Annotated in this window: 8 protein-coding genes; 2 read left to right on the top strand and 6 right to left on the bottom strand. The window is 45.3% G+C overall.

Annotated elements, in window-relative coordinates; translation table 11 throughout:
- The first annotated feature begins 123 nt into the window (after window positions 1–123).
- Window positions 124–1,455, top strand: coding sequence for an SLC13 family permease (locus tag L2082_RS17310; RefSeq protein WP_446012036.1), 1,332 nt, complete (start codon window positions 124–126; stop codon window positions 1,453–1,455).
- Entirely contained in the window at window positions 1,452–2,465 is a 1,014-nt protein-coding gene (locus tag L2082_RS17305; RefSeq protein ID WP_446012035.1) for an ABC transporter substrate-binding protein, read from the top strand. The genes L2082_RS17310 and L2082_RS17305 overlap by 4 nt, the downstream gene beginning before the upstream one ends.
- Before the next feature lie 167 nt (window positions 2,466–2,632).
- On the opposite strand, the gene L2082_RS17300 is transcribed toward L2082_RS17305, so the two are convergent.
- The 6 genes from L2082_RS17300 to L2082_RS17275 form a co-directional block, all read right to left on the bottom strand.
- Window positions 2,633–2,938, bottom strand: coding sequence for a hypothetical protein (locus tag L2082_RS17300; protein WP_446012034.1), 306 nt, complete (start codon window positions 2,936–2,938; stop codon window positions 2,633–2,635).
- A 178-nt stretch (window positions 2,939–3,116) separates the two neighbouring features.
- Window positions 3,117–3,545 carry a hypothetical protein gene (locus tag L2082_RS17295; protein WP_446012033.1) on the bottom strand — a complete coding sequence of 143 codons (429 nt, stop codon included), beginning with the start codon at window positions 3,543–3,545 and terminating at the stop codon, window positions 3,117–3,119.
- A 53-nt stretch (window positions 3,546–3,598) separates the two neighbouring features.
- On the bottom strand, window positions 3,599–3,949 hold the full coding sequence (locus L2082_RS17290; RefSeq protein ID WP_446012032.1) for a hypothetical protein: 351 nt from the start codon (window positions 3,947–3,949) through the stop codon (window positions 3,599–3,601).
- Between the two features lie 87 nt (window positions 3,950–4,036).
- On the bottom strand, window positions 4,037–5,182 hold the full coding sequence (locus L2082_RS17285) for a PQQ-dependent sugar dehydrogenase (RefSeq protein WP_446010759.1): 1,146 nt from the start codon (window positions 5,180–5,182) through the stop codon (window positions 4,037–4,039).
- Window positions 5,183–5,187: 5 nt separating this feature from the next.
- Window positions 5,188–6,633: a mechanosensitive ion channel family protein gene (locus L2082_RS17280; protein WP_446010760.1), complete on the bottom strand. Its 1,446-nt coding sequence runs from the start codon at window positions 6,631–6,633 to the stop codon at window positions 5,188–5,190.
- Window positions 6,634–7,239, bottom strand: coding sequence for a fibronectin type III domain-containing protein (locus L2082_RS17275; RefSeq protein ID WP_446010761.1), 606 nt, complete (start codon window positions 7,237–7,239; stop codon window positions 6,634–6,636).
- Window positions 7,240–8,066: the final 827 nt, after the last annotated feature.

The following is an 8,066-nucleotide window of genomic DNA, read 5'->3' as shown; positions in this document are numbered from 1 at the left end:
AGGAAATAGACCAGGTCGCAGTGAACCGCGGGCTGTGAAGCGTCGTCCAAAGGCCTACCCTCGTTTGACAGTACCAAGAAGACAAACGGCGTAATCCTGTGGTCAACCACTTAAGGTCGTGCCATTAGAGACATACTCTCTTTTGACTGGAAAGCACAAATATTTTTAACCGTAGCAAGTGCAACTGTTATTATGTGGATATTCAGGTTGGTAGATGAGTTTATTCCGAGCATAATGGCAGTGATAGTAATACTTGTTCTGGATATAGCACCGCCGAACATAGTGCTTTCCGGTTTTACTTCGGGAAGTTTTTTTATGGCCCTGAGCATTTTCGGACTAAGCGCTGTCCTTACGACAAGTGGGTTAACCTATAGAATAGTTATAAACTTATTTAGATTTCTCCCATTATCTCAATTCTGGCATTCTTTGGCAATATTTATAACCGGTATATTTCTTACTCCCCTTTTCCCCTCAGCAAATGGAAGAATAGGGATTGCAACGCCAATTTTATTGGATATGGTCGAATCCCTGGGTTATAAAAAAAAGGGAAAAGCCTCAACAAGGCTTGCAATTGCGACTTTTTCCGGTTTTACAATGTTTTCCAGTATATTTCTAAGCAGTAAGTCTATGCATTTTATCGTATTCGGCATACTGCCCATACAGGTAAGGGAACGTTTTGACTGGGGATACTGGTTTTATGCAGCAATTGTTGCTGGCTTAGTTTTACTGATATTTTATTTTATACTTACCCAGATAATGTTTCACAACAGTGATAAACCGAAACTTTCCAAAAACATTATAAAGGCACAGTATGAAGTGCTCGGGCCATTATCTGCCCAGGAATGGGCCGCTATCGGCGGAATCGCTCTTTTTGCTCTGGGTATCGCAACATCATCAATACATAAAATTCAACTTCCCTGGATTGGTTTTGCTGTTCTCTACATCATCCTTGTGCTGGGCTTTCTGTCAAAAAAAGATTTCAAAAACCATGTAGACTGGACGTTTCTTCTGTACCTCGGAGCCTTGATAGGACTGATTAAAACAATGTCATATCTTGGACTTGACACCTCGCTGGGCAATGAATTCCTATGGCTAGGAACATATATGAAAGATAATTTTTATCTTTTTGTTCTACTCCTTGCAGGAAGCACGATGCTTCTCAGGCTATTTATTCCCAATACTGCAACTGTTGCAATTTTGGCCTCAGTCCTTTTCCCCATAGCGCTTTTAAACGGAATGAATCCTTGGGTTATCGGATTTATAATTCTTATTATGAGTGATTCCTGGATCATGCCTTACCAGTGTTCTTATTACCTTCTCTTTGACGAATTGACAGGACCCAAAAAACTTTTCAACAAGAAAATGATTTTAAAATTTAATGTTATTTCAGTATTCTTCAGGATAGCGGCAGTATACGCATCAATACCATTTTGGAAATCGGTTGGCATTTTATGAGAAACAAAATAATCGGATTATTAACAGCCTGTTTCGTTACGATACTTATAATGTTCCTTGTTATAACGAACCTGAGTAAACCCAGAATCTTTGTTTTACACAGCTATAATCTTGATTTTTCATGGACACGAGATATAAACACCGGCATTGAAAGAATCCTGAAAGACAAGCCCTATTCTATACGTTGGCACTACATGGATACCAAAAGAAATCCATCAGCTGAGTACAAAGACAAGGCGGGAAAAATAGCAGTAAATGCGATTAAGCAATGGAATCCAAATATTATTATTACTGTCGATGATAATGCACAGAAGTATGTCGCTGTTCATTTTAAAAACAGCAAATCAATCAATATAGTTTTTACAGGAGTTAACGCAGAGCCCAAGGCGTATGGTTTTGAAAAAGCGACAAATGTAACAGGAGTTCTCGAAAGAATTCCTTTTCAGGAGTTCAAAGAAATTTTTGTTCAAATTTTACCTGAAAATAAGAGGCGAATTGTCCATATCTCTGATGCATCAGTTACCTCCCAATCAATACATGAAGAATTAACCGATGTTCAATGGAATCCGCTCAAGCTTGTTAAATCCTTCCAGTGCGAGACATTTGAAGAATGGAAGCAGGCAATAAAAAAAGCAAATAAAATAGGAGACATACTTCTTGTCACCCATTATCATACAATTCTGGATAAAAATGGTAAGACAATGAATCCCTCAAAGGTACTGGAGTGGACTTCTCCACGATTGAAAATACCCGATATAGGGTGTTGGGGATTTTTTGTTGAAGATGGCGGGATGATGTCGGTAGCTGTTTCTCCATATGAACAAGGTGAAGAAGCGGCTAAAATGGCAGTAAAAATTATAGAAGAAAAGACTCCCCCCAATGAAATTGATGTCAAAATAAACAACCTGTATGTTGTTTATTTGCGCGGGAGCAGTTTGGCGGAAAGGGATATAGAAATACCCAAGATGCTGAAAGCGTTCGCAAAAGCAACAAATACATATTATGAATAAAGAATTCCTTTCTTTCTCTACCCATTCGTGTCCGAGGTTTGGATCGGCACCAAATCCTGCTTTACTTCCTGAATAACGCTGACTAAGAATTGCTGAATGAAGCGCATGCGACTTTAACAGTCTTTGAGCTTCAAAAAAATCTTGCTGTGTGGTCTTCGATACAGTTTCTATAAGAATATCGGAAGGATTAATCCCTTGCTTGAGTGCATAGTTACGGGCAACCTCCGACTCAGCATACTGTTTCTCGTTTCCAAATCCTCAGTAAACAAAATCTTCGTGACAACGCCTTGCTGATAAAGCGCAATAGCGTGCTTGATCCGTTCTTCAAACACGGGTGAAGGAGAATTTTTCCAGACAGCTGCCCCCAGAACAATGGCAACATCACTTTGAGGTGTTTGATTAATTGTGGAAAATGCGATAATATCCCCAGCAAGATAGAACAGCCAACTACTTGCGACAACAATGACTATCATTGCGGTCTTCCTACAATTTTTCCACATAATATCAGATCATATAAACAACAGGAAACACGCACCCATGAACGGGCTGGCTAAGATATAGGCAAGCCCAACGACTTCAATTGGAGGAGTTACTTGCTTTTGTTTCAGTCATGCAAGCCTACTTGGCTGGAGATAGTTATTCGACATACGATTAATGATATGTATACCCATCAATAGGCCAATTAACTTTCAATCCCTTGCTATTAACTATGCTAAAATGTTTACCATTGACCAATATTTCCGGATGCGCTTTGATAATAGTCCTATAACTTTTATCAACTGAACTCTTTATTATTATTTCACTCATTCCATCGGAATCAATATCATCATATGAGAGTTTGAGCATTGAGCCAGCAACCAATGGCCCTCTAATTTCCCTTCCCTTGTACTTTCTAAAAAACTCGTATGAATAATACGTGCCAGTAGGTCCTATATCCAGGTCGTAGGAATAGCCAAACTCTTCAAGCGGATTTCTATCATGTTTGATCACGATGAAAACAAACACGAGGGCAAAAATTGCAATGGCAATGTACTTCGCTCTCGACTCGAACAGCATAAAAGATAAAATATTGCGAACCAAGACAACTCGACTTGAAAAGATAACAAACGGTCTCCGTTTAATGCACAGAGGATTCATCTTGGTATTATTTCGAGGACTATTTTCGCATAATATCTATAATATGCCATATGAAATTCATCGATTGAATAGACCAACCTAGATGGCTTCATACAAATACGGCAGACTATATCTTTATAATTTTCCTCGTACTCTTTTATGTTAGTTTTTTCGTCAAATGCATCACGTACTTCTTTTGGTAATTCTATACTAACTTTGCTGTCTATTTTGAACACTGTGATATCATCACAAATCGGACAATAGTATTTTGGAAAGCCACTCATGAGATACATGAAATTAGGGTCATCGGTATCCTGTTTTTGAACACCAACTATTCTTTCTTCCGGGTTTACCAAAGTGACTTTCATGTTAACTGAAACCAAACAAAATTAATAAACGTAACGAGCAAAAACTGTCCGTTTTCGTTGTACTCAAATAGATCTACCTGACTCGCCTCATTGAACTGGCCTCAACTTCAACAACTTCCCCCCGTTTCCATCCTCCAAAACCCAAATCGCCCCATTTGGCCCCTGTTCAACCTCCCGGATGCGCTCGCCCATATCAAAGCGTTCAGCCTCCTCTGCTTGCTGTCCTTCAATCTTTATCCGCACTAACGATTGCGAGCGCAGACCACCAAGAAAGGCATTCCCCTGCCAGTCAGGAAACAAGTTCCCGGAATATATGATCAGGCCCGAGGGCGCGACAGTGGGTACCCAGTAGGCTTCGGGCGCATGGAATTCCGGTCGCGTATCATGATCAGGAATAGCAAATCCCCCGTACTGATCTCCCCAGGAGACCAGAGGCCAACCATAATTATCACCAGCAATAATCAGGTTAAACTCATCACCATGGCGAGGCCCCATTTCGTGCGCCCATAATTGGCCTTGCTTATCAAAGGCAATACCCAACGAATTGCGATGTCCGAGGGTCCAGAAGGTTTTGGCAAGCTCACCCTTATCCTGAAAGGGGTTATCCGGCGGCACGGAACCGTCCGCATTAAGCCTGATCACCTTGCCCAGATTTTGCGTCCAGCTCTGGGCAGGCTCCTGTTTCTGCCGATCCCCGGAGGTAATAAAAAGCATTCCATCCGGGCCAAAGGCCAAACGATGGGCATAATGTCCCTTGCCGGACACCTTGGGCACTTGTCGCCAGATGACCTCCAGATCTTCCAGCTTAGGGTTGCTTGCTGAAGACTGGAATTGCGCCCGGGCAACAGCGGCTCCCCTGTTCCCGGAATCATCCTCCTCAGCATAGGATAGATAGACCAGGTGATTTTTCTTGTAGTCAGGATGGAGAATGATGTCTCCCAAACCGCCCTGACCACCATAGGCCACCGGCGGGACTCCCTGAACCGGCACCTTGGATCGATCCCGCATTCGGAAAAGGAGCAGGGAACCTGGCTTTTCCGTTATCAGGAGATCCCCTTCCGGGAGAAAGGTCATGGCCCAGGGTTCATCAAATGTCTCAAAACTCTCGGCCTGAAGCTTAGAACCTGCATTGCCTTTAATTGGCTCATCAAGCGTCTTATTAACAGGCTCTGAGCAAGCATTGCTGACAAACAGAAGCAATAACAATGGAACAATTTTTTTTATAATTAACATGGCGTTTACTCCTTGGGGCTGTCTTCATCCAGCAAATCCACTTCCTGGGTGGCCTTGCGCTCGTCCTCCACCTTTTCCTGAAGGTGCTGTTCAGGACGCACATCCATTTCGTCAATTTCATCAACTGGTGTAATATCTTCCCTGCGGACGGGTTGCTCCTTCTCCGGCTCAGGCTCCGGCGTTGATTTCGGCAAGGGTAACGTGCCCTCATCAAAACGAAGGTTATAACTCGGCACTGGCAGCGAGAACCCTTGCTCTTCAAGGGCCTCCCTTGCCTTTTGCATGGCATAACTCCTTGCCTTGAGAAAGTCTGTTTCCGTCTGGTTGATCCAGGCCATAAAACGAATAACGATATTGGCATCCCCCATCATTTCAACAAAAGAACCGGGCGGGGGAGTCTCCAGGATAAAGGGCAGGCCGGCGATGGCCTCAACACCGGCCTCAGTGGCGGCAACCGGATCATCGTTCACGCCTATGCCCAGGGTGAAATCAAAACGACGCTCCGGATTGGTCGTGTAATTAAGAATAGTCGCCTTAAACACCACCGCATTCGGTATCCGTAAATGATTGCCGTCCACCGTCATCAAAATGGTGGCCCTGGAAGTCAGGCGAATAACCACGCCTTCGTGGCTATCAATAGAGACAAAATCCCTGGGTCGAAAAGGCTGGCGGAGACTGAGCATGATACTGGCGATATAATTCTCAATAGTGTCTTTAACAGCAAAACCCACAGCAAAACCAACCACCCCGGCCCCGCCCAGCAGGGTGCCGATCATCCGGCTTGCGCCCAGCAGATTCATGGCTGCCAGCACGGCCCCGCCAATGGCAATGATGCGGATGATCTGGGCCAGGATTTCTGCAAGGAATTGATTGGGTGTAATCTTCTCCCAGAGCAGGGAGAAGCGGGCAAGGAGAAAACCTGCCAGGAAAATCAGCGTGGAACTGCCCAGAGCGGTCAGGATCAAAGGCAGCGATTTGACAAAACGGTTGGCCTTGTCCGCGTACTCGGCAGCCCTTGGTTTAAGATTCTCCTGGAGATTCAGGGTGCGTTCAATATGATCCTGGACGATCACCACTCCGGCAAGGCGATTGGTCAGATGGAGGGCACGCTGGGCTGACTCCTCGTTGGCAACCGGCCCGGAAAGCACCACCACTCCTTCTGAAACCGTCACGACTACCTTTTCCAGGCCGGGAATTTCGGCAAAAATTCCCTCAGCCCGCTGCTTGATCTTTGCATCATCACTCTTTTTGCTGACCGTTTCAATAACAGCAGAGGTTTCCTTGATCTCCTCGGCATCGGGCAGACCTTCCTCCGCTGCTGCGGAAGAGACAGTCCCCGCAATAAACAGCACGATAATAAAAAAAGAGAACAGATTTCTTCTTCTTTTTTCAGGAATCCCCTTTCTCAGTGTCTTGCAATTGAAAAACAAATCTGTCCCCTTTTTATTCATTTACAGCAACGCCGTCACCGTGTTGCCCGGCTCGCCATCGCCCGCCTTGTTGACCGCGATGACCCGATATTCCCACTCTTTGCCGTGCTTCTGATCGTTGAGCGTGACTTCGGTATCGACAGAGATACCGGCCAGCGTCCAGATACCGTTTTCGGTCAGCTCGCGCCGTTCAATCCTGTAGGAAGCCGGTGCGCCGCCGTCCGCAGGCTTTTTCCAATCCAGAGTCAGCCAGCCCGCTCCCTGCCGCAGCACTTCAAGAAGCCTCGGCTGACCCGGCACCTCCAAGGAATGCGGTTCAGCCCTGCCGCCCCAACCCAATTCCGACAATTTGGCATCATCGTCATGCACCGTATCTTCGGCATAATGGAGCACGGTTTTCATGTCCGTAATCAAGTCGTCAAAGGCGGCCTGCTTGATATCTGTTGCCTGCTTTGCCGCTGCCTGTGCCATAACCTGCGCATCAGCGGAACTGACCGCCGCATTCAGACGACTCTGCAAGTCCGCCGGCAAGATCGGCGGAGAGGGAAAATTCGGGTTTCCATCAAGCCCGGCAATGATGTTCTGGGCCAAGGCTCTGATTTTTGATTCAGTCTTCGGAAAACGCATGGTACTTCCTCCTTTCCGGGATACTGTGTTTTTTTGTTCGGCTGCGGCTGAGATCCACTCGGCAACAGGGTTCACACAACAAATATACAGCTATGATAAAGAGTTGTACAATTTCCTCCGGCGCGGAACACGCCGGAATCAGGATGATGCACACCGGAATTGACGTAATTCCAATTGGAATTGCTCTGATTCCGATTGACTTTGATCCAATTCCAATTGACTTTGCCTTGATTCCAATTGGAATCGGGTCAATGTCAACAGGAATTGCCCTGATGTCAATTGACATTGGACCATTTTCGATTGGAATCGGGTTGATTCCGGTTTGAAACGGGGTGATTCAAATTGACATTGTGTTGATTCCGGTTGACTTTGGGGTGATGCAAACGGCAAAAGGAGCGTTGTTGGTCGCCTCCAGGGGATTTATTTCTGCACAAGGTGCGACGGAAGCCGTTCTTTGAACAGAATGAAAGGATTAGCTCTTGTTTATGGAAATTGCAAGAGGAAAAAGCAGTTATGTTTCTTTTCCTGCTCATAGAGAACGCTATTGGGATTCGCACCTTCGCTCCCCCTCCAAAACTCCCGCCGTTGCGCGGTCTGATTCAGGTCCGTGATACCAAGAGGATACTTTTTATTGACTTTTTCAGGTTTACATGTCTCAATGTCAAATTGAAATCAATGGCGTTTAATCGGGGTCTGTCCCTAATGGCACGACCTTAAGTGGTTGACCACAGGATTACGCCGTTTGTCTTCTTGGTACTGTCAAACGAGGGTAGGCCTTTGGACGACGCTTCACAGCCCGCGGTTCACTGCGACCTGGTCTATTTCCT

The sequence above is a fragment of the Candidatus Electrothrix sp. genome, assembly GCF_052785085.1.
Note: the sequence above shows the minus strand (reverse complement) of the source record. Positions and strands in the feature narration are given on the sequence as shown.